Origin of the sequence: Pseudomonas qingdaonensis (assembly GCF_018398475.1) — a bacterium.
GTDB classification, from domain to species: Bacteria; Pseudomonadota; Gammaproteobacteria; order Pseudomonadales; family Pseudomonadaceae; genus Aquipseudomonas; species Aquipseudomonas palmensis.
Genome location: NZ_CP074676.1, coordinates 759,781 through 781,648, shown reverse-complemented (window position 1 = coordinate 781,648; position 21,868 = coordinate 759,781). Strand labels below are relative to the sequence as shown.

The following is a 21,868-nucleotide window of genomic DNA, read 5'->3' as shown; positions in this document are numbered from 1 at the left end:
CCCACCTCAGGCAAACTCGCACCTCACGCCCGTATCGCCATCGAGCGTGGCATGCACCTGCTGCAACGACTCCCCGGCCGCCATCGCTGCCAGCAGCCGGTCAGCCACCTGCGGCATCAGGTGCAGGTCGAGCAGGTGGTCGATCAGCCGCGCGCCGCTGTCGCCCTGGGTGCAACGCTCGGCCAGGTGCTCGACCAGCGCCGGGGCATAGGTGAAACCCAGTTGCCGGCGCAGCAGCCGCTGGCCAAAGCGCTGCAGCTTGATCTCGACCAGCTCGCGCAGCACCGGGCCGCTCACCGGGTAGTACGGCACCACACGCATGCGCGCCAGCAAGGCCGGTTTGAAATGCCTGCTCAAGGCGGGGCGTATGGCCTGTTCCAGCTGCTCGGCAGAGGGCCGTTCGGCGCCTTGGCAAAGGCTCGCGATCTGCTCGCTGGCCAGGTTGGAGGTCATCAGGATCAGGGTGTTGCGAAAGTCGATTTCGCGCCCCTCGCCGTCGTTGGCCACGCCCTTGTCGAAGATCTGGTAGAACAGGTTCAGCACGTCCGGGTCGGCCTTCTCGACCTCATCCAGCAGCACCACGGAATAGGGCTTCTGGCGCACCGCCTCGGTGAGCATGCCGCCCTCGCCATAGCCGACGTAACCGGGCGGCGCGCCGATCAGCCGCGACACGGTGTGCTTCTCCTGGAACTCGGACATGTTGATGGTGGTGATGAAGCGCTCGCCGCCATACAGCAGGTCGGCCAGGGCCAGGGCCGTTTCGGTCTTGCCCACGCCACTGGGCCCCACCAGCAGGAACACCCCGACCGGCGCATCGGGCTTTGCCAGGCCGGCTGCGTTGGCCCGCATCGAGCGGTCCAGTGCCTGCACGGCCTGCTCCTGACCACGGATACGCGCACGCAGGTCTTCGGCAAAGCGCATGATCCTGGCGTTGTGCTCGCGGGCCAGTTGCTCCAGCGGCACGCCGGTCCAGGCACTGATCACTTCGGCCACCAGGCGCGGGCACACTTCGAAGCTGACCAGGCGCTCTTCGGCCTGCGCCGCTTCCAGCAGGCTGCGGGTGGTCTCCAGGCTGGCCTGCAGTAAGGCCACGTCATCCCGTGCATTGCCCTGCTCGCGGGCTTCGGCCAACTGCCGGCGCAGGTCCAGCACCTGCTCGGCCAGCGCGCGCTGCTGTTCCCAGCGCGCCTGCACGGCCTGCTGGTCGGCCTGGTCGCTGCGCAGTTGCGCCTGCAACAGGTGCAGCGCCTCTTGGTCGATACCCACGCCGGCTTCGGCGTCGCGCTGCTGCGCCTGCACCTGCCGCTCGCCCTCGGCCAGCGAGGCACGCAGGCGTTCCAGGCGTTGCGGCGCGGCGGCCAGGCTGATGCGCACCCGGGCACAAGCGGTGTCGAGCACATCGACCGCCTTGTCCGGCAACTGTCGCCCGGCCAGGTAGCGCGCCGACATGTGCGCCGCCGCCACCACCGCATCATCGCGCAGGTAGATACCGTGACTCTTCTCATACACCTGGGCCAGGCCGCGCAGGATGGTCACCGCCTCGTCCGCTGTCGGCTCGTGCAGTTGTACCGGCTGAAAGCGCCGGGCCAGGGCCGGGTCCTTCTCGAAGTACTTCTTGTACTCGCTCCAGGTGGTGGCGGCGATGGTGCGCAGCTCGCCCCGCGCCAGTGCAGGCTTGAGCAGGTTGGCCGCATCCGAACCGCCGGCGTTGCCGCCCGCACCGATCAGGGTGTGGGCTTCATCGATAAACAGGATGACCGGTCGGGGCGCGGCCTTGACCTCGTCGATCACGCCCTTGAGGCGTCGCTCGAACTCGCCCTTGACGCTGGCGCCGGCCTGCAGCAGGCCCATGTCCAGCGCCAGCAGCTCTACCCCGCGCAGTGCCGGCGGCACTTCGGCGGCGGCAATGCGCAGCGCCAGGCCCTCGACGATGGCGGTCTTGCCCACACCGGCCTCGCCCACCACGATGGGGTTGTTCTTGCGCCGCCGGGCAAGGATGTCGATCATCTGGCGCAGCGCTTGATCGCGGCACAGTACCGGGTCGAGTCGGCCGTCGCGGGCCTGCTGCGTGAGGTTGTGGGTAAAGCGCTGCAGCATCGACTCGCCCTGGCCGCCCGCGGCACCCTGCGCTGCAACCGGCCGGGACGCCAGGGCGAAGCCCTTGAGGCGCTCGATGTTCAGGCGGGCCAGCAGCGGCTGGTAATGGCTGCCGGCATAGCGCACGGGGTTGCGCAGCAGCGCCAGGATCAGCGCAGCCTGTTCGACCTGGCTGCTGCCCAGTTCGAGGTTGGCCACCAGCAGCGCATCCTGCAGCCACTGCACCAGTTCGGGGGCGAACACCGGGTTGCGCGAAGCGCTGTGTTCAAGCTGCACCTGCAAGGTGGCGCGCAGTTCGCCCGGCGCCACGTCGGCGTCGTGCAAGGCCCGTTCAAGAAGGCCTTCGGGGCGATCGAGCAATTCCAGCAGCAGGTCCTCGACCAGGATCCTGCTGCCGCCACGTGCCACGCAACGTTCGGCGCAGCGCTCCAGGTCACGACGGGTGTCGGCGTCCAGCGCCTGGATGAGTTGTTGCAGGTCTACGGTGATCATGTTCATCGGTCCTTAATGAATTTTGCTTCCCAGGGTCACCACGCCATCGGCGCGTTCGTGACCGAGCCAACTCGTCCATCCCAGACGGCAGGCGTTGTCCTGGCCGATACGCAGCTCGCGAATCTCTTCCTGGCGCAGCACCAGGCGGATGTCGTAGTCCAGCGGGTCGCGCAGGGTGAAACGCACCAGGGCACACAGCGGCTGATAGCCGAAGCCGATCGGCAGGAACTCGTGAAAGCGCTGCCAGTCGAGCTGGGTGATGTGGATGCGGAACTTGCCGTTGCGATCACGCACCCGCTCGCCCAGCACCACGTCCTCGCCCAGCAGGCTGTTGGCGCGCCCCAGGCGATTGCACTGCTCCTGCAGGATGACCACGCGACGTTCGATGCACTGCTCGATGACCAGCTGCGCATGCTTGAAGTAGTAGCGCAGCACCGCCTCGATCAATGCCGCCGAGTGGGCACGCAGGCTCAGCAGGCCCAGGTAGGGCAACAGGCGCTTCCAGTTCAGTTCGCGGGCCTCGCGAATGTGCTCGCCACCCAGCCCGATCAGGGCGAACAGCTGCGCCGAGAATGGGTCCATCGCCCCGCTCTGGAAGCGTGCGCGATAACGGTACTTGCGCCAGATGGGCAGCATCAGGCGCTGTAGCCGATGGTGGAACACGTCGAGAAACTGCCGGGTCGTGTTGCCGTCCTCGCCATCGCCCAGCGCCTGCTCCACGTAGAACGCCGGCAGCGGCGAGCTGGCGCCGCACAGGCCGATCAGGTTGAAACGCAGGCGTGCACGCATCTGCCCGCGGTCGTCGAAGAACTCGACGCGATCGACGTCGCTGCCCGGAAAGCCCAGGCTCGGATTGGCCTGGAACTCCAGCTGGTCGTACAGTTCCTCTTCGCTCAGGTGCGGATGGAACTCGCGCAGCCGGTCGATGACCAGCAGCACGGCCTGAAACAGCGAATACTCGCGTATTGCGTGGCTCAGCCCGCTCAAAGCAGGGGCTGCAGGCCCATACGTGGTGTCCATTGGTACACCTCTCCCTGGGTACTTCTGACACGCAACTCGTGGTACGAGTTGAGGCTGGCATAAAGGGCAAAGAACTCGTTGAGCACCGAGGCGAACACGAACAGGTCGCCTTCGCCGATGTAGCCTTGCGGGTCGATGGTCAGTTCGGTGCGCAGCCCGCGCAGGGGCAGGCCGCGATGCAGTCGGTCGACATGTTCGTGACGGATCGACTTGAGCCCGCCGAGCAGGCGCTTGCTGACCTTCTCGGCATGTTGGTCGTAGTAGCGCGGCAGGTCGTAGGTTTCCAGGATCACCTTGAGCGCATCGACGTTGGCCAGCGACAGGTAGTTGAGCGACATGTTGCTGATCAGCTTCCACAGGAAGTCCCGGTTCAGGGGCGGTGCGTAGCTGGCCGTGACCGGGGTGATGTTGCGGAAGGTGAGGAACTCCGGGGTCTGCTCGGACGGCTGGTCGATATCACCCAGCTTGAGCCGGCGCGGCAGGTTCTGGTTGGTGCAGGTGAGCTCGATGGACAGCGTCTCGTGGGTGCGGGTATCGCGTATTCCGAAGCTCAGGTAGGTGTCCAGGCCGTCATGCAACAGCGAGGAGCGCTGGCGAATGCTGTAGTGCGGGCTGGTCTGCGGCACGTCGAAACTGGGGTCGTGCTCGAACGACTCGAACGGCACATAGGCCTGGTAGCCCACGCCGCCGGGCTTCCAGCCGGTCACGCTGTGCACCGAGAACACCCCGCAGTTCTCCAGGTCGTACTCGGCGGGCAGCAGCAGGTATTCGTCCTGCTTGCCATCCAGGCGAATCGGCAGGGCATCGTGCTGGAACAGGTTGGCGATAGGGGTGCAGTACAGCTTGACGTTGTCCAGCGTGGGGCGCATGCGCTGGATGCCGCCCCTGCGGATGTCGAAGCGTATCTCCAGCCCGCGCATCTGCTTGAGGGTTTCCGTGCCCAGGGACTTGAGTGCCTCCAGGCCGTCGAGGTCGACGAACAGGAACTTGTCCTGGAAGGCGAAGTACTCCTGCAGGTAGCGGTAACCGCGAAAGGTGTTCAGCGGGTAGGGAATCAGCGCCTCTTCCTCGGCGAAGCCGACCGGCTGGATACGGTTGCCAGCCAGGCGCACTGTCACGTTCTCGCCACTGGCGCGCACCAGCGGCTTGCCATCGCCCCCCAGTGGCACCAGCTCGATGCCTTCCACGTTGCGCAGCAGGCACAGGTAGAGCATCTGGCTGATGTAGCGCTCGCCTGCCAGGTGCAGGCGCAGGCGGCTCAGTTCCAGCTCGCCGACATGCCCGTCGCAGCTCATCTCCAGGCGCAGGCTGAGCAGCGCCCCATCACCCTTTACCGAGTAATTGAGCGCGGTGAGGTCCAGGGCCATGACATCGGTGGGGTAGCAGGTGCGAAAACGGCAGCGCACCTCATCGATCGGCTGGCTCTCGACCGGTGTATCGCGCGCCACCCGCAAGGGCGGGCCGGACTGGCCCAGCGGGTCGAACTGCAGGATGCTGAACGCCGGCAGCGGGCGCATGTAGTTGGGCCACAGCAACTGCATCAGCGAATGGCTCAGCTCGGGCAGTTCGTCATCGAGCTTCTGGCGCAGGCGCCCGGTGAGGAAGGCAAAGCCCTCGAGCAGCCGCTCCACGTCCGGGTCGCGCCCGGCCTGCCCCAGAAACGGCGCCAGGGCCGGGCTGCGCTCGGCAAAGCGTCGCCCCAGCTGGCGCAACGCGGTGAGCTCGCTCTGGTAGTAATGATTGAAGGACATGCTCGGTTACCTGTTTTGCATGCTCAGGAACGTCCTGTTCGCGAGACGGCAGCGCGGTGCGCGTCTCAGTTGACCTGCACCTGCCCGCCGCCCTCCAGGCGCGCGGAAAAGCTGACCTGACGCTTGATCCCGTCCAGCTCAAGCAGGCCTTCGATGCTGAAAGCCAGCTTGAGCTGATCGTGATCACGCGGCAGCGACACCACGCGCACATTGGTCAGGCGCGGTTCGTAGGCTTCGATGAACTGCTCGATGGCCTGACGCGCCTGGCTCAGCGCGTCATGCAGGCTCAGGCGCATGTCATTGAGGTCTGCCAGCCCGTAATCGGGCAGCGTCTGCACGCTGCCCGCACGGGTACTGAGCATCTTGCCCAGGTGCACCGCCACCGAGGCCATGGCAGCCCTCTCGCGGCTCCAGCCGCGACGCTTGTCGGCTTCGCCGCCCAGACGCTCGAAAAGGCTGCCATATCCGCTCATGTACGCGCCCCCGCTTACTCTTTATCCAGCTTGCCGACCAGCGACAGGGTGAAGTCGGCGCCCATGTACTTGAAGTGCGGGCGCACGTTGAGGCTGACCCGGTACCAGCCCGGCTCCCCTTCCACATCGCTGACGATGATCTGGGCCGCGCGCAGCGGACGACGCCCACGCACCTCGGCGCTCGGGTTCTCCTGGTCGGCCACGTACTGGCGGATCCACTTGTTGAGTTCCAGCTCCAGGTCGGTGCGCTCCTTCCACGAGCCCAGCTGCTCGCGCTGCAGTACCTTGAGGTAGTGGGCCAGGCGGTTGACGATCATCATGTACGGCAGCTGGGTACCGAGCTTGTAGTTCAGCTCGGCGGCCTTGCCCTCGGCGCTGATGCCGAAGAACTTGGGTTTCTGCACCGAACTGGCGGAGAAGAAGGCGGCGTTGTCACTGCCCTTGCGCATGGTCAGGGAAATGAAGCCTTCCTCGGCCAGCTCGTACTCGCGGCGGTCCGACACCAGCACTTCGGTGGGGATCTTGGTCTCGATCTCGCCCATGCTTTCGAAGTGGTGCAGCGGCAGGTCTTCCACCGCGCCACCGCTCTGCGGGCCGATGATGTTCGGGCACCAGCGGAACTTGGCGAAGCTGTCGGTCAGCTTGGTGCCGAACGCATAGGCGGTGTTGCCCCACAGGTAGTGCTCGTGGCTGTTGGCCACGGTTTCCTTGTAGACGAACGACTTGACCGGGTTTTCCTCCGGGTCATAAGGGTTGCGCAGCAGGAAGCGCGGCACGGTGAGGCCGATGTAGCGCGCGTCCTCGGACTGGCGAAAGCTCTGCCACTTGGCAAACTGCGGGCCTTCGAAGTGGTCCTTGAGATCCTTGAGGTCCGGCAGGCCGGTGAAGCTTTCGAGGCCGAAGAACTTCGGACCGGCAGCGGCGATGAACGGCGCATGGGACATGCACGCGACGCTGGAGACGTACTGCATCAGCTTGACGTCGGGGGAGCTGGGCGACATGAAGTAGTTGGCGATGATCGCGCCCACCGGCTGGCCACCGAACTGGCCGTACTCTGCGGTATAGATGTGCTTGTAGAGACCGGCCTGCATGACTTCGGGCGAGTCCTCGAAGTCGTCCAGCAGGTCCTGCTTGGAGACGTTGAGAATTTCGATCTTGATGTTTTCGCGAAAGTTGGTGCGGTCGACCAGCAACTGCAGGCCACGCCAGGCCGACTCCAGCGACTGGAAGTCGGGGTGGTGGAGAATCGCGTCCATCTGGCGGCTGAGCTTGGCATCGATCTCGGCGATCATGCGGTCGACCATGGCCTTCTTGACCGGTTCGCCGTCGTTGTGCGGCTTGAGCAGCTCTTCGATGAAGGCCGACACGCCGCGCTTGGCAATGTCATAGGCTTCATCGTCGGGCGTCAGGCGGGTTTGCGCGATGATGTTGTCGAGAATGCTGTACTCGCCATCGGTGCTGCTGGTTTGCTGTGCTGCGCTGGTGCTCATGGTGTTCTTCCTTGACGGGGGAGGCTCAAGCGTCGGTGGTCGGCGTGGCGCTCAGGCCCAGTTCGCCGAGTACGCGGGTGCGCGACTCATCGTCGGCGAGCACGCCTTCGATGGCCTTGCGAAAAGCCGGTGCGTTGCCCAGCGGGCCCTTGAGTGCCACCAGCGCATCGCGCAGTTCCATCAGCTTCTTGAGCTCTGGCACCTGCTCGACCAGGCTGGCCGGGTTGAAGTCCTTCATGGAGTTGACCCGCAGGCTGATGCCCAGCTCATCGCTGGCGCTTTCGTCGTCCTGCAAGCGGTTGGGCACGCTGAGGGTCAGGCTCAACTCCTGCTTGGCGAGCACTTCGTCAAACGTCATCTTGTCGATGCTGATGGGCTTGCGGTCCTCTACCTTGCGTTCGTCCGGACGCTGGGTGTAGTCACCGATCGCGAGCAGCTTCAAGGGCAGTTCGATTTCTTCCTGGGCGCCGCCCGTGGCAGGTTTGAACGTGACGTTGATGCGTTCCTTGGGGGCTACCGAGCCTTCTTTGGCCATGGCTTTTCTCCTTGCGTTTGCGGCCCGGGGGCCTAGTCGAGTACCACTTCGAGGTCGAGGTGGCACAGCCTGCGATAAACCTCATCCTTGCGTTCGCGCACGGCGTGGTTCTGCGGCAGCAGCTCACAACAGCTGTGCAGCAGACGCAGTACTTCCAGTGCCAGGTCCGGCTCCCACTGATGCAGGCCGGCCTGTTGCAGTTCGTGATCTAGGGCTTCGAGCTGGGTCTTGGCCAGTTCGTACTTCTTGGCCAGAAAGCACAGCCGCGCCTGGCTGAGCTGCCAGAAAAAGCGCACACGCCCGCCTTGAGCCGCCTGCATGCCCTGCTTGAGTATCTGCACGGCAGGCTTGAGGCCGTCCTTGCGCAGCACGGGCAGCACCGCCTCCAGGGCCAGCTCCCAGGGTGGCAGGCTGGTCGCGAGGTCGGTCTCGACCTTGCGCGGTGCGCTGGTGCTCTGCAGGTGCGGCATGACGCTGGCGTTGATCCAGCCCCGCGTCGCCGGGTCGGCAAACGGCGTGCCGTCATGAAAGCGCAGCTCCACCACCCCGGGCAGGCGCTGCAGCAGTTGCGCGAAGTGGAACTCCACCTCGCGCATGCCCTGCTCGGCGTTGAGCTCCAGCAGGCACTCCCAGACCATGCGCTGGCCGTCGAACCAGAACGGCGACTTGGCCAGGCTGGCCTCGAGCTCCATCAGCAGGTCGGCGTACTGGCCGTTGGCAAAGCGTTCCTGGTAGATCTTCAGGCGGTCGACCGGCAACCCGCGCAGCACGGTCACCTGTTCGGCATTGCGCTCGGGCACCGCGTCGATCTGCAACCACAGCAGCGTGCGGTTGAGGCGCAAGGCGCGCACGTCGGTGGCCTTCTGCTTGAGCCACCAGTTCGATAACGGTCGAGCGCCATCCTGCAGGGTGCGTAACACCTTGTGCGCGTCTTTTTCGCTGTCGACGGGGGCGCCGGGGGTGAGCAACTGGGTGGCGGCCTGCTTGACCTGGGCCACGACCGCGCCCACGGCACCGGGTTCGGGCTGATTGTCGGCAGCACGTTGCACCATGCTCGACAGGCGTCGGCACAACGGCAGCAACAGCGGCGCCTCATCGCCCAGGTGCGTGGTCAGGGCTGCATCGAGCGCCTGCAGGCTGTCGACCAGGCGGCGGAACAGCGCCAGTTGCTCCTTGATCGCGACGTTTTCACCCAGTACCTGCTCCAGGCGCGGCACCAGCCAGCCGATGGCCGCGGCCCGCGTGCGTGGCTTGGCCGGGTGCACCTGCGCCCAGTGCTGCTCGCACAGGTGCTGCAACAGCCCCACGCCGGCCAGCAGGCCCGGGAAGGATTCGCGTTGATACAACGCCCACGTCAACCAGGCGGCAACCCGCAGGTCCTTGGACTGTGTGCGCAGCAGCGTCTCGCTGTTCTCGAGCACGCGGAGCCAGTCGATCTGGCCGCTCTCGTGAACGGACTGAGCCTTGTTCAACTCGCCTTCCAGTGCTTCGTACTCACTGGAAAAACGCACGTCCTCGCCCGCAAAACAGTCTGGTGATACAGCCTGCCGGGCAACCTCGTGGTAACGAGCGTGCAACTTGCTTGAGTAGGACATCCTTGGCCTGTAGTTGGACTGCAGGCCCCGCGCCGACCGAAAAAGCCCAGGCGGTACGGGGCCTACCAAAACAGCGTCAAACACCCATCCGTGGGTTCGCTGCCTTAAGTGAGGGGGCACATCCTAGTTAGGGAAATGGCACATTGCAATCAACACAGCGTGTGCAATTTGTATCAAAAAGCAGGAAACCATTCCGCTGACGAACAGGACTGGCACTTTGCCACACTTCAAGGCATGCTAGCCGCCCTTCGGGCGTGCAGCTTATAGTGCGCGCCTGGAACCGGGATGCGACAGGACTACCGCACACTGCGCCGCTTGTCGCTGCGTAGCGATCACCTGCCACAGCCTCACGCAGGAACAGCGTTTGACCAATCTGACTCAGCCTTCATCCCCGCGCAAAGCCACGAGTGCGTCCGGTTCGCCCTTGCGTGGCTCGCTCAAAGGCGCGTTGGCCATACTGGTGCTGCTGTTGCTCGCGCTGCTGTTCTGGCAGGTGTTCGAACAGTTCCGCCATACCCAGGCCGATCGCCGCCAGCAGAGCCTGGATGCAAGTGCCGAACTGGCCAGCCAGCTCAACCTGAGCCTGGCATTGAACGCGCAAAAAGCCCTCACCCTGCTGCAACCCTACCCTGCCGCACCGGCCGTCACCGACCTGCCGCCGCTGCTCGAACACCTGCACGCACGCCTGCCCGCCCTGCGCAGCCTGGTGTGGGTGGACGCCCAGGGCGCGTTGCTGCGCGACAGCGCGGGTATCAGTGCCGACCGCAAGGCGCTCCAGGAGCTGCTGCACCTGGGCCAGGAGCGCCCGTACTACTTCAGCAACAGCGACGACAACAGCCTGGTCTACCTGCTGCTGCAGCACCCCGACAGTGACACCCGTGGCTATTGGCTGCTGCGCCTGGCCCCGGAGTACTACCAGCAACTGAGCCAACCCCTGGACCACGCCGCGCCACCGCTGTGGCTGCTGGAAAACAGCCGCACGGCTCAGGTCATCGATCGCCACGCGCCGCCGCTCGATGCGCGCGACGCCAGCATCGAGCCGCCGCAAAGCGTGCTGCTGGCGTACCTGGACAACAGCGACTGGCAACTGCGCGGCCTGTTCGATGCCGCCTACAGCCGCCAGCAACTGCTGCCGGCCTTGATCGGCAAGTGCGTGCTGGGCCTGGTGTGCGCGCTGATCCCGCTGCTGGCGCTGATCAGCATGCGCCGCCGTCACCGCGCCCTGCAGGAAGGTCGGCGACGCTATCAGGACATCTTCGAAGGCACGGGCGTGGCCTTGTGCGTACTCGACCTGTCGGGGCTGACCGAACTGCTGGAACGCCTGCGCCTGCGCAGCACAGCCGAGCTGGCCCAGCGCCTGGCCCGGGATGTATCGCTGCGCCACAGCCTGCTGGGCGAGCTGAAAGTTACCGAAGTCAATCAGGTGGCCCTGCAACTGCTGGGCGCCGGCTGTTGCGAGAGCGCCTGGCAGCGCCTGATCGAAGGCCACTCGCCGGGCGCCGACGGGGTGGGCATGCAGTTGGTCGAGGCAGTGGTGCAGGACCTGCGCCTGCTGGAGCTGGAAGTGCGGCTCAGCGACCCCCAGGGCCAGGACCAGCACCTGTGGCTGATGGTGCGCTTCCCCCAGGCACGGCGTGACTACCAGGCCGTGATCCTGAGCATCAGCGATATCACCAGCCGCAAGCGCGTGGAGCTGTCGCTGCTGGAGCGCGAAAGCTTCTGGTCGGACGTGGTGCGCACCGTGCCCGACCAGCTGTACGTGCAGGATGTGCACAGCCTGCGCATGATCTTCAGCAACCGCCACCTGGGCCAGACCCTGGGCTATTCGCGCAGCGAGCTGGCGCAGATGGGCGAGTATTTCTGGGAAGTGCTGCTGCACCCGCAGGACGCCGAGCTGTTTCGCCAGATGCGCCAGCAGCAGCGCCAGAGCGGCTATGTGGAGCAGTTGCATTGCCAACTGCGTTTTCTTCACCACGACCAGAGCTGGCGGCGCTACGACATTCGCGAACAGGCCCTGACCCGCGACCCTGACGGCACGGTGCTGCGCATCATCGGGGTGGGCAAGGACGTCACCGACCAGATCGAGGCGAGCGAGTCGCTGCGCGACAGCGAGCAGCGCTACCGCATGCTCGCCGAGAGCATCAGCGACGTGATCTTCTCCACCGACCCGCAGTTGCAGCTCAACTACGTCAGCCCTTCGGTGCAGACGGTACTGGGCTACGACGTGCCGTGGATCTTCGCCAACGGCTGGCAGTCGACCATTGCCAACCCGGCGCAGCTGACCGGCGTGTTCACCCTGTTCGAACGGGTCAAGCGGGCCCTCGAGGAACCCGCCGCGCTGGAGCGCCTGCGCACCGAGGTGACCACCCAGCTGTTCCTGTTCGACTGTCTGCGCGCCGACGGCCGCAAGATCCCGATCGAGCTGCGCGTAGTACTGGTGTGGGACGAGCACAACCATTTCGAGGGCATCCTGGGCGTCGGCCGCGACATCAGCCAGCAACGCCGCGCCGAGAAAGACCTGCGCATGGCCGCCACGGTGTTCGAGCATTCCACCTCGGCGATCCTGATCACCGACCCGGCCGGCTACATCGTGCAGGCCAACGAAGCCTTCAGCCGGGTCAGCGGCTACGCGGTGAGCGACGTGCTCGACCAGTTGCCGAGCCTGCTCACCGTCGACGAACAGCAGGAAGCCCACCTCAACTACGTGCTCAAGCAACTGCACCAGCGCGGCACCTGGGAGGGCGAGGTCTGGCTCAAGCGCCGCAGCGGCGAGCACTACCCGGCGTGGGTCGGCATCACCGCGGTACTCGACGACGAGGGTGACCTGGCCAGCTACGTGTGCTTCTTCACCGACATCAGCGAGCGCAAGGCCAGCGAACAGCGCATTCACCGCCTGGCCTACTACGACGCCCTGACCCACCTGCCCAACCGCACGCTGTTCCAGGACCGCCTGCACACCGCGCTGCAGCAGGCCGAGCGGCAGAAGGCCTGGGTGGTGCTGATGTTCCTGGACCTGGACCGTTTCAAGCCGATCAACGACTCCCTGGGGCATGCCGCGGGCGATCGCATGCTCAAGGACATGGCCGAACGCCTGCTCGACTGCGTACACGACGACGACACCGTGGCACGCATGGGCGGCGACGAATTCACCTTGCTGCTGCAACCCAAGGCCACCCGCGAAATCGCGCTCAACCGCGCGATCCACGTGGCCGAGCAGATCCTGGGCAGCCTGGTGCGACCGTTCGTGCTGGAGAACCGCGAGTTCTTCGTCACTGCCAGCATCGGCATCGCCCTCAGCCCGCAGGATGGCAGCGAGCTGAGCCAGCTGATGAAGAACGCCGACACCGCGATGTACCACGCCAAGGAGCGCGGCAAGAACAACTTCCAGTTCTACCAGGCCGACATGAACGCCAGTGCGCTGGAGCGCCTGGAGCTGGAAAGCGACCTGCGTCATGCGCTGGAGCAGAACGAGTTCATCCTCTACTATCAGCCGCAGTTCAGCGGCGACGGCAAGCGCCTGACCGGTGCCGAGGCCCTGCTGCGCTGGCGCCACCCGCGCCGCGGGCTGGTGCCGCCGGGCGACTTCATCCCGGTGATCGAGGAACTGGGGCTGGTGGTGGACGTGGGCGACTGGGTCATCAGCGAAGCCTGCCGCCAGCTCAAGGCCTGGCACCAGGCCAAGGTGCGAGTGCCCAAGGTGTCGGTGAACATTTCGGCGCGCCAGTTCTCCGATGGCCAACTGGGCACGCGCATCGCCACCATCCTGGCCGATACCGGGCTGCCGCCGGCGTGCCTGGAGCTGGAACTGACCGAAAGCATCCTGATGCGCGAGGTCAACGAGGCGATGGTGATCCTCGACAGCCTGAAGAATCTGGGGCTGAGCATTGCGGTGGACGACTTCGGCACCGGCTACTCGTCGCTCAACTACCTCAAGCAGTTCCCCATCGACGTGCTCAAGATCGACCGCACCTTCGTCGACGGTCTGCCCGAGGGCGAGCAGGATGCGCAGATCGCCCGCGCCATCATCGCCATGGCCCACAGCCTGAACCTGGCGGTGATCGCCGAGGGTGTGGAGACCCATGAGCAACTGGAGTTTCTGCGCGAGCACGGCTGCGACGAGGTGCAGGGCTACCTGTTCGGGCGGCCGATGCCGGCCAACCAGTTCGAGGCGCAATTCAGCAACGAAACGTTGTTCATGTTCGAATGACGCATCGCGGGTCAAGCCCGCTCCCACAGGATGTTCTCGGCCCCCGAGAGCGGATAACAGACCTGTGGGAGCGGGCTTGACCCGCGATAAGTTCACACCGAGCCTGAATGAGCCCCGCTTGTCTGCGACATGATGCCCTTTCATATGCCAGACAAAAGCCGATGAGGTAGAATGCCCGCCTATTTCAGCACGATCCTTGAGGACCGCCATGTTCAGCCGTGATTTGACCATTGCCAAGTACGACGCCGATCTCTTTGCCGCCATGGAGCAAGAAGCTCAGCGCCAGGAAGAGCACATTGAGCTGATCGCTTCGGAAAACTACACCAGCCCTGCGGTGATGGAAGCTCAAGGCTCGGTACTGACCAACAAGTACGCCGAAGGCTACCCGGGCAAGCGCTACTACGGTGGCTGCGAATACGTCGACGTGGTCGAGCAACTGGCCATCGACCGCGCCAAGCAGCTGTTCGGCGCCGACTACGCCAACGTGCAGCCGCACGCCGGCTCCCAGGCCAACGCTGCCGTCTACCTGGCCCTGCTGTCGGCCGGTGACACCATCCTGGGCATGAGCCTGGCCCACGGCGGCCACCTGACCCACGGCGCGGCCGTGTCGTCCTCGGGCAAGCTGTACAACGCCATCCAGTACGGCATCGACGCCAACGGCCTGATCGACTACGACGAAGTCGAGCGCCTGGCGGTCGAGCACAAGCCGAAAATGATCGTGGCCGGTTTCTCGGCCTACTCGCAGGTGCTGGACTTCCCGCGCTTCCGCGAAATCGCCGACAAGGTCGGTGCCTACCTGTTCGTCGACATGGCCCACGTGGCTGGCCTGGTCGCCGCTGGCGTGTACCCGAACCCGGTGCCGTTCGCCGACGTGGTCACCACCACCACCCACAAGACCCTGCGCGGTCCACGTGGCGGCCTGATCCTGGCCCGTGCCAACGCCGACATCGAGAAGAAGCTGAACTCCGCCGTATTCCCGGGCGCCCAGGGCGGCCCGCTGGAGCACGTGATCGCGGCCAAGGCGATCTGCTTCAAGGAAGCGCTGCAGCCTGAGTTCAAGGCCTACCAGCAGCAAGTGGTGAAGAACGCCCAGGCCATGGCCGGCGTGTTCATCGAGCGCGGCTTCGACGTGGTGTCGGGCGGTACTGAAAACCACCTGTTCCTGCTGTCGCTGATCAAGCAGGAAATCTCCGGCAAGGACGCAGACGCTGCCCTGGGCAAAGCCTTCATCACCGTCAACAAGAACTCCGTGCCAAACGACCCACGCTCCCCGTTCGTCACTTCCGGCCTGCGCTTCGGCACCCCGGCCGTGACCACTCGCGGCTTCAAGGAAGCCGAGTGCAAGGAACTGGCGGGCTGGATCTGCGACATCCTGGACGACCTGAACAACGAAGCGGTGATCGACGCCGTTCGCGAGAAGGTCAAGGCCATCTGCGCCAAGCTGCCGGTGTACGGCAACTGATCGCAGGTACCTGATGTGAAAAAGCCCGGCTCCCAGCCGGGCTTTTTTGTGGCATCGCGGGTCAAGCCCGCTCCCACAGGATTTCATAGCCCTCCAGATGGGTAGTAAACCTGTGGGAGCGGGCTTGACCCGCGATGGGCCCTCAGGGGCGACCCAAGGCCTCGAACCCCTCGCGAATCTTCGCCTCGGGCAGGTCATCGGCAATGAACACCATCACACTCTCGCGCTGTTCGCCTTCGGCCCACTCGGTATCCCAGTCGAAGCCATAGAGCTTCAGCACGCCCTGAAACACCAGCCGCCGATCCTCGCCAGCAATGTTCAACACGCCCTTGTAGCGCAATAGCTGCTTGCCATGCGCCTCCAGCAATTGGTTCATGAACTCGCTCAGCCGGTCGATATCCAGCGGCACATCGGTACGCAGCACCATGCTGGAGATCCGGTCCAGGCTGTTGCCCGCCGCCACAACAGGCCGCAGGTTGAGGCTGGCGTTGAGGTTGAACCCGCGCACATCCAGCAGCTCGGCCAAGTCGATCCTGCCGTTGTCCACCACACGGATCGGCGCACGTCGGTTGATCCGCGCCAGGCGCTGGCTCAAAGCCTCGAACGCGGCCGCATCGACCAGGTCGGTCTTGCTCACCAGCAGGCGATCGGCAAACCCGACCTGGGCCTGGGCGATGGTCTGGGTCAGGTGCAGGTCGGCATGCGCGGCATCCACCAGGGTGATGATGCCGTCGAGGATGTAGCGCTCGCGCAGCTCTTCGTCGATGAAGAAGGTCTGCGCCACCGGTGCCGGGTCGGCCAGGCCGGTGCACTCGATCACCAGCCGGTCGAAGGCGATTTCGCCGCTGTCCAGACGCTCCAGCAGCAGGAACAGCGCCTTGGTCAGGTCGGTGTGGATGGTGCAGCACACGCAGCCGTTGGCCAGGGTCATGACCTGCACCGGTTCGTCGCCCAGCAGTTGGGTGTCGATGCCGGCGTCGCTGAACTCGTTTTCGATCACGGCGATTTTCAGGCCGTGCTCGGCCTTGAGCAGGTGACGCAGCAAGGTGGTCTTGCCGGCCCCCAGAAAACCGCTGAGCACGGTGACGGGAATGGGTTGCACGGAAAATCTCCTGAACACTGAAATGACTGTGGGAGCCCGGCTGCCCGGGCTCCCACAGGTTTGTCACACGCGGGCGGTGCCGTCTTTCAACAGCACTTGGGCCCGCCCTTGCCGCCGTAGCGAGCCTCCTGGCGTTCCCGGAAGAACTCCTCGTAGGTCATCGGCGGCAGGTCGGGGTGCCGGGTTTGCATATGCTCGACGTAATTGTCGTAGTCGGGCATGCCGACCATCAGGCGGGCTGCCTGCCCCAGGTACTTACCCAGTCGACCGAGATCGTTGAACATGTCTGCAATCCTCTTGGTTTACGCGTCCGGCAAGGCCTGGAACGGCGATTCCTTGTCGGTACGTTCTTTCTTGTTCAAGGCGCGGATACCGACCTTGAGCGCGAAGAACAGGATGCTGAACACCACGAACAGGAACAGCGCGGTCAGCGTCGCGTTGGTGTACGCGTTGAAGATCACGTGCTGCATCTGCGCGATGTCCTTGGCCGGGGCCAGTACCTGACCGGCGTCCAGCGCCGCGCTGTACTTGTTGGCCAGGGCCAGGAAGCCTACCGCCGGGTTCGGGTCGAACAGCTTGATGAAGCCTGCGGTGGTGGTGCAGATCAGCAGCCATACCGCCGGCACCAGGGTGACCCACATGTACTGCTGGCGCTTCATCTTGATCAGCACCACGGTGCCGAGCATCAGCGCGATACCGGCCAGCATCTGGTTGGAGATGCCGAACAGCGGCCACAAGGTGTTGATGCCACCCAGCGGGTCGATCACGCCCTGGTACAGCAGGTAGCCCCACAACGCCACACAGCCGGCGGTAGCGAGCAGGTTGGCGCCCCACGACTCGGTGCGCTTGAGCGCCGGCACGAACGAGCCCAGCAGGTCCTGCAGCATGAAGCGCCCGGCACGCGTACCAGCGTCTACCGCAGTGAGGATGAACAGGGCTTCGAACAGGATCGCGAAGTGGTACCAGAACGCCATGGTGTTTTCACCCGGCAGTACCTGGTGCAGGATCTGTGCGATACCCACCGCCAGGGTCGGCGCACCACCGGCACGGGCCAGCACGGTGTGCTCGCCGATGTCCCGGGCGACCGCCTCGAGCTGCTCGGGGGTGATGGCAAAGCCCCAACTGCTGACTGTCTGCGCCACCGACACCACGTCGGCACCGACCACCGCGGCCGGGCTGTTCATAGCGAAGTACACGCCCGGCTCGATCACCGAGGCGGCAACCATGGCCATGATCGCGACGAACGACTCCATCAGCATGCCGCCATAGCCGATGTAGCGGGCGTTGACTTCGTTGTCCAGCAGCTTGGGCGTGGTGCCCGAGGAGATCAGCGCATGGAAGCCCGATACCGCGCCACAGGCGATGGTAATGAACAGGAACGGGAACAGGGTGCCCTTCCACACCGGGCCGGTGCCGTCGGTGAACTGGGTCAGCGCCGGCATCTTCAGCTCGGGCGCCAGCACCAGGATGCCGATGGCCAGGGCAATGATGGTACCGATCTTAAGGAAGGTGGAGAGGTAGTCACGCGGCGCCAGCACCAGCCATACCGGCAGCACGGCGGCGACGAAGCCATAGCCCACCAGCATCCAGGTGATCTGCACGCCGGTGAAGGTGAACGCCGGGCCCCACACCGGATCGGCGGCCACCAGGCCCCCCAGCCAGATGGACAGCAACAGCAGCACCACACCGATCAGCGAGATCTCGCCGATGCGGCCCGGGCGGATATAACGCATGTAAACGCCCATGAACATCGCGATGGGGATGGTCGCCATCACCGTGAACATGCCCCATGGGCTTTCGGCCAGGGCCTTGACCACGATCAGCGCCAGCACCGCAAGGATGATGATCATGATCAGGAAGCAGCCGAACAGGGCGATGGTGCCCGGAATGCGGCCCATTTCCTCACGCACCATGTCGCCCAGCGAGCGACCGTTGCGGCGGGTGGACAGGAACAGGATCATGAAGTCCTGCACTGCACCGGCCAGTACCACGCCGGCAATCAGCCAGAGCGTACCGGGCAGATAGCCCATCTGCGCAGCCAGTACCGGGCCCACCAGCGGGCCAGCGCCGGCGATGGCCGCGAAGTGGTGACCGAACAGGATGTGCTTGTTGGTCGGCACGTAGTCCAGACCATCGTTGTTGAGCACCGCCGGGGTGGCCCGGCGCGGGTCCAGCTGCATCACCTTGGTGGCGATGAACAGACTGTAGTAACGGTAGGCGACCAGGTAGAGGGCTACCGAGGCAACCACAATCCACAAGGCGTTGATCGCTTCGCCACGGCGCAGGGCAACCACACCCAGCGCACAGGCCCCCAGGACTGCCAGCAGCAGCCATGGTATATGGCGTAGCAGGCTATTATTGTTGTTCATGGTTTGCTTCCAGCTAGTGGATATGAAAGACCGCCCATCGAGTCTAGGGCGAGTCTTGGCGCATTGCCATACTTGCTTTGGTCTAGAGCCTGCAGCCCCGCCCACAGTCTCGTTATGCGCGTTCGCGATCATGCTGGCAAGCCCTGAGCTATAGTCAGTCAGGTTCCAGCCAGGTTCTACTGCAAAGGGCCTCCACCATGAGCGATCACCCAGAACGCCGGCGCTTCCAGCGCATACCCTTCGATGCACCGACCGAACTGCTCCAGGGCGAACGACGCTGGCCGGTCAACCTGCTCGACCTGTCGCTCAAGGGCCTGCTGATCGAGGCGCCCAAGGCCTGGGACGCCGACCTCGAGCGGCCGTTCGCTGCGCAGATACGCCTGGGTGAAGAGGCGTTTGTCACCATGACGGTGGAACTGCGCCATGTCGACGACACCCAGCTGGGGTTTATCTGCGAGCACATCGACCTCGATTCGCTGGAGCACCTGTGCCGCCTGGTGGAGCTCAACCTGGCCGATCGCACCGAACTGGAGCGCGAATTCCATCAACTCATCGACATTTGAAATCTTTTAGCCCGCTACCGACCTGACCCCGCCCCGCCTTCCTGTCCACCCAGACAGCTTTCAAACAGCCGTTCATGCCACCGGACCCAGCCCTGGCGGGCCTGGTGCTGCGTGTTGGAACGATAACTGCATCCACGCCTGCACCCAAACCAATGACCTGACTGTTCCTATGCCAATCTAAAAATTGTATACAATTGTTCTGGCAATGAATGGCACGAGTTGTCTACAGTAGCGCCACAACAATAAAACAGAGAACCTGCTCCCATGACTACGTCCTCCCCCGACACGTCCACGGCATCACGTCCTGAAGACGAGAACCTGGGGCTCGGCGCCAACCTGGCGTACGGGCTGCAACACGTACTCACCATGTACGGCGGTATCGTCGCGGTACCGCTGATTCTCGGCCAGGCGGCCGGCCTGGGCCCGGCCGACATCGGCCTGCTGATTGCCGCATCGCTGTTTGCCGGTGGCCTGGCGACCCTGCTGCAGACCCTGGGCCTGCCGTTCTTCGGTTGCCAGTTGCCGCTGGTACAGGGCGTTTCGTTTGCCGGCGTGGCCACCATGGGCGCGATTCTCAGCAGCGAGGGCGGCGGCGGCCTGCCGGGGGTGCTGGGCGCGGTGATGGCGGCCTCGTTGATCGGGTTTCTGATCACCCCGGTGTTCTCGCGCATCACCAAGTTCTTCCCGCCACTGGTGACCGGCATCGTGATCACCACCATCGGCCTGACCCTGATGCCGGTCGCGGCGCGCTGGGTCATGGGCGGCAACAGCAAGGCACCGGACTTCGGCAGCATGTCCAACATCGGCCTGGCGGCGGTGACCTTCCTGATCGTGCTGATACTGAGCAAGCTGGGCAGCGCGGCGATCTCGCGGCTGTCGATCCTGCTGGCGATGGTGTTCGGCACCCTGATCGCCTGGTCGCTGGGCATGGCTGATTTCAGCAAGGTGCTCGAAGGTCCGCTGGTGGCCTTCCCTACCCCATTCCACTTCGGCATGCCGACCTTCCATATCGCGGCCATCCTGTCGATGTGCATCGTGATCATGGTGACCCTGGTGGAAACCTCGGCCGACATCCTCGCGGTAGGTGAGATCATCGACACCAAGGTCGACTCCAAGCGCCTGGGCGATGGCCTGCGTGCCGACATGGCCTCGAGCATCCTGGCGCCGATCTTCGGTTCGTTCACCCAGAGCGCATTCGCCCAGAACGTCGGCCTGGTGGCCGTGACCGGGGTGAAGAGCCGCTACGTGGTGGCCACCGGTGGCGTGATCCTGGTGGTGCTGGGCCTGCTGCCGATCATGGGCCGGGTGATTGCCGCCGTACCGACCTCGGTACTGGGTGGCGCGGGGATCGTGCTGTTCGGCACCGTGGCGGCCAGTGGTATCCGCACGCTGTCCAAGGTGGACTACCGCAACAACATGAACCTGATCATCGTGGCCGCCTCACTGGGCTTCGGCATGATCCCGATTGCCGCGCCCAACTTCTACGCGCAGTTCCCGAACTGGTTCGAGACCATCTTCCACTCCGGCATCAGTTCGTCGGCGATCATGGCGATTCTGCTGAACCTGGTGTTCAACCACTTCAAGACCGGCAACTCCGATCATCAGTCGGTGTTCGTGGCCGCCTCCGAGCGCACGCTGAACTACTCGGACATTTCCGGGCTGCGTGACGGCGACTACTTCGAAGACGGCAAGCTGTTCGATGCCGAGGGCAAGGAGATTCCGTTGCTGGAGAAGGATGAGCATGGGGGGCAGATAGTGAGGCGAGAGACGGTGGCTGAGCATTGATAGTGCTCGGTTGATGAGGAAGGGCTGGTGACGTGCACCGGCCCTTTTTGTGTGTGCCTGTTGGCCATCGGAAAGCGACTGAATGTGGGGGCACCGAGACGGGAAGGCCTGACGGCACAAGCATGGTCTCTCTGTGATCATCCTCGCCCTCGATACCCCTGCAAAGGACGCACACATGGCACGTATGCCCGGCCACCCTGTTGTTCCTCGTACCGCTCGCCTGCTGGACGCGGCCCTGACCGTCATGGGCTGCATGCCGGCAACGCGCTGGCCGACAGTGCCGACCTGTCCCAGGCGCTGGCGTCGATGCTGAGTCCGGCCTGGTTCATCACGTCCATGGCACCGCAGCCAATGTGGCCGATGTCACACAGGTCGCCGAGCTGTTGCATGGCGAAGAAAGCACGGTGTATGCAGACGCCGGATACACCGGTGTCGAGAAGCGCGAAGAGCATGAAAGTCGTGAGTAATCTGGCAAGTCGCCGCGCGCCGCAGCACGTATTCCAAGCTGAACAAACGCAGCCTGCTTTACAAAGCCAAGCGCAAAATTGAGTACTGCAAAGCTCAGACACGGGCCAAGGTTGAGCATCCGTTTCGGGTGATCAAACGGCAATTTGGTTACGTGAAAGTGCGCTTTCGAGGGCTGATGAAGAACACGGCTCAGTTGACCACGCTGTTCGCTCTGTCGAACCTGTGGATGGCTCGAAAAAAGCTAATGAGTATGGGCGAGTTACGCGCGTAACACGGAAGAACGGGCGACAAAGCCCTCAAAACGCTGTGCCTGGGACTTTCTTTCGGCAATCAGCGCCACGCGCCGCAGAATGCTTGGCCGGCCGCCGCTTTTCGGCAAGTTGATCGGAGTATCCTTGGGTGATCCCGATAACAACCGCCAGGCTTCGGAACAGGATTACCAGCCATATCCTTTAAGGT

14 protein-coding genes and 1 pseudogene are annotated in these 21,868 nt (G+C 64.3%); 5 read left to right on the top strand and 10 right to left on the bottom strand.

The features are described 5' to 3' along the window. Nucleotides 1–6: 6 nt before the first annotated feature. The 7 genes from tssH to tssA all read right to left on the bottom strand — a co-directional run bounded on the left by tssH (nt 7) and on the right by tssA (nt 9,453). The gene (tssH, locus tag KH389_RS03540; protein WP_213606886.1) at nt 7–2,595 is read right to left on the bottom strand and encodes a type VI secretion system ATPase TssH; all 2,589 of its coding nucleotides are present in this window, start codon (nt 2,593–2,595) and stop codon (nt 7–9) included. A 6-nt stretch (nt 2,596–2,601) separates the two neighbouring features. Beyond that, on the bottom strand, nt 2,602–3,609 hold the full coding sequence (gene tssG, locus KH389_RS03535; RefSeq protein WP_043860556.1) for a type VI secretion system baseplate subunit TssG: 1,008 nt from the start codon (nt 3,607–3,609) through the stop codon (nt 2,602–2,604). Next, nucleotides 3,573–5,360, bottom strand: coding sequence for a type VI secretion system baseplate subunit TssF (gene tssF / locus KH389_RS03530; RefSeq protein ID WP_054916573.1), 1,788 nt, complete (start codon nt 5,358–5,360; stop codon nt 3,573–3,575). Before tssF ends, tssG begins: the two co-directional genes overlap by 37 nt. A 65-nt stretch (nt 5,361–5,425) precedes the next feature. Further along, nucleotides 5,426–5,833 (bottom strand): type VI secretion system baseplate subunit TssE, encoded by a 408-nt coding sequence (gene tssE / locus KH389_RS03525; protein WP_043860558.1) that lies wholly within the window; start codon nt 5,831–5,833, stop codon nt 5,426–5,428. Nucleotides 5,834–5,847: 14 nt separating this feature from the next. Then, nucleotides 5,848–7,323: a type VI secretion system contractile sheath large subunit gene (gene tssC / locus KH389_RS03520; RefSeq protein WP_043860559.1), complete on the bottom strand. Its 1,476-nt coding sequence runs from the start codon at nt 7,321–7,323 to the stop codon at nt 5,848–5,850. Between the two features lie 25 nt (nt 7,324–7,348). Then, nucleotides 7,349–7,858: a type VI secretion system contractile sheath small subunit gene (tssB, locus tag KH389_RS03515; RefSeq protein ID WP_043860560.1), complete on the bottom strand. Its 510-nt coding sequence runs from the start codon at nt 7,856–7,858 to the stop codon at nt 7,349–7,351. Between the two features lie 32 nt (nt 7,859–7,890). Further along, nucleotides 7,891–9,453 carry a type VI secretion system protein TssA gene (gene tssA, locus KH389_RS03510; protein WP_043860561.1) on the bottom strand — a complete coding sequence of 521 codons (1,563 nt, stop codon included), beginning with the start codon at nt 9,451–9,453 and terminating at the stop codon, nt 7,891–7,893. Nucleotides 9,454–9,817: 364 nt separating this feature from the next. Between tssA and KH389_RS03505 the strand changes: the two genes are divergently transcribed. Both KH389_RS03505 and glyA read left to right on the top strand, forming a co-directional pair. Next, the gene (locus KH389_RS03505) at nt 9,818–13,660 is read left to right on the top strand and encodes a sensor domain-containing protein (protein WP_100634980.1); all 3,843 of its coding nucleotides are present in this window, start codon (nt 9,818–9,820) and stop codon (nt 13,658–13,660) included. Between the two features lie 208 nt (nt 13,661–13,868). After that, nucleotides 13,869–15,122, top strand: coding sequence for a serine hydroxymethyltransferase (gene glyA / locus KH389_RS03500; protein ID WP_043860563.1), 1,254 nt, complete (start codon nt 13,869–13,871; stop codon nt 15,120–15,122). 142 nt (nt 15,123–15,264) lie between these two features. Here the strand turns inward: glyA and yjiA are convergent, their stop codons facing one another. The 3 genes from yjiA to KH389_RS03485 form a co-directional block, all read right to left on the bottom strand. Further along, nucleotides 15,265–16,224 (bottom strand): GTPase, encoded by a 960-nt coding sequence (gene yjiA, locus KH389_RS03495; RefSeq protein WP_058540733.1) that lies wholly within the window; start codon nt 16,222–16,224, stop codon nt 15,265–15,267. Between the two features lie 86 nt (nt 16,225–16,310). Next, nucleotides 16,311–16,508, bottom strand: coding sequence for a YbdD/YjiX family protein (locus KH389_RS03490; protein ID WP_043860565.1), 198 nt, complete (start codon nt 16,506–16,508; stop codon nt 16,311–16,313). A gap of 18 nt (nt 16,509–16,526) precedes the next feature. Beyond that, complete coding sequence (locus KH389_RS03485; protein ID WP_043860566.1) at nt 16,527–18,593, bottom strand: carbon starvation CstA family protein; 2,067 nt, start codon at nt 18,591–18,593, stop codon at nt 16,527–16,529. A gap of 197 nt (nt 18,594–18,790) precedes the next feature. Between KH389_RS03485 and KH389_RS03480 the strand changes: the two genes are divergently transcribed. From KH389_RS03480 to KH389_RS03470, 3 genes and pseudogenes are all read left to right on the top strand, one after another. Beyond that, the gene (locus KH389_RS03480) at nt 18,791–19,156 is read left to right on the top strand and encodes a PilZ domain-containing protein (RefSeq protein ID WP_058540734.1); all 366 of its coding nucleotides are present in this window, start codon (nt 18,791–18,793) and stop codon (nt 19,154–19,156) included. A 264-nt stretch (nt 19,157–19,420) separates the two neighbouring features. Beyond that, on the top strand, nt 19,421–20,941 hold the full coding sequence (locus tag KH389_RS03475) for a nucleobase:cation symporter-2 family protein (RefSeq protein ID WP_054916569.1): 1,521 nt from the start codon (nt 19,421–19,423) through the stop codon (nt 20,939–20,941). Nucleotides 20,942–21,240: 299 nt separating this feature from the next. Next, nucleotides 21,241–21,680, top strand: a pseudogene (locus KH389_RS03470) (IS5 family transposase); the annotation flags it as partial. Between the last annotated feature and the right edge of the window lie 188 nt (nt 21,681–21,868).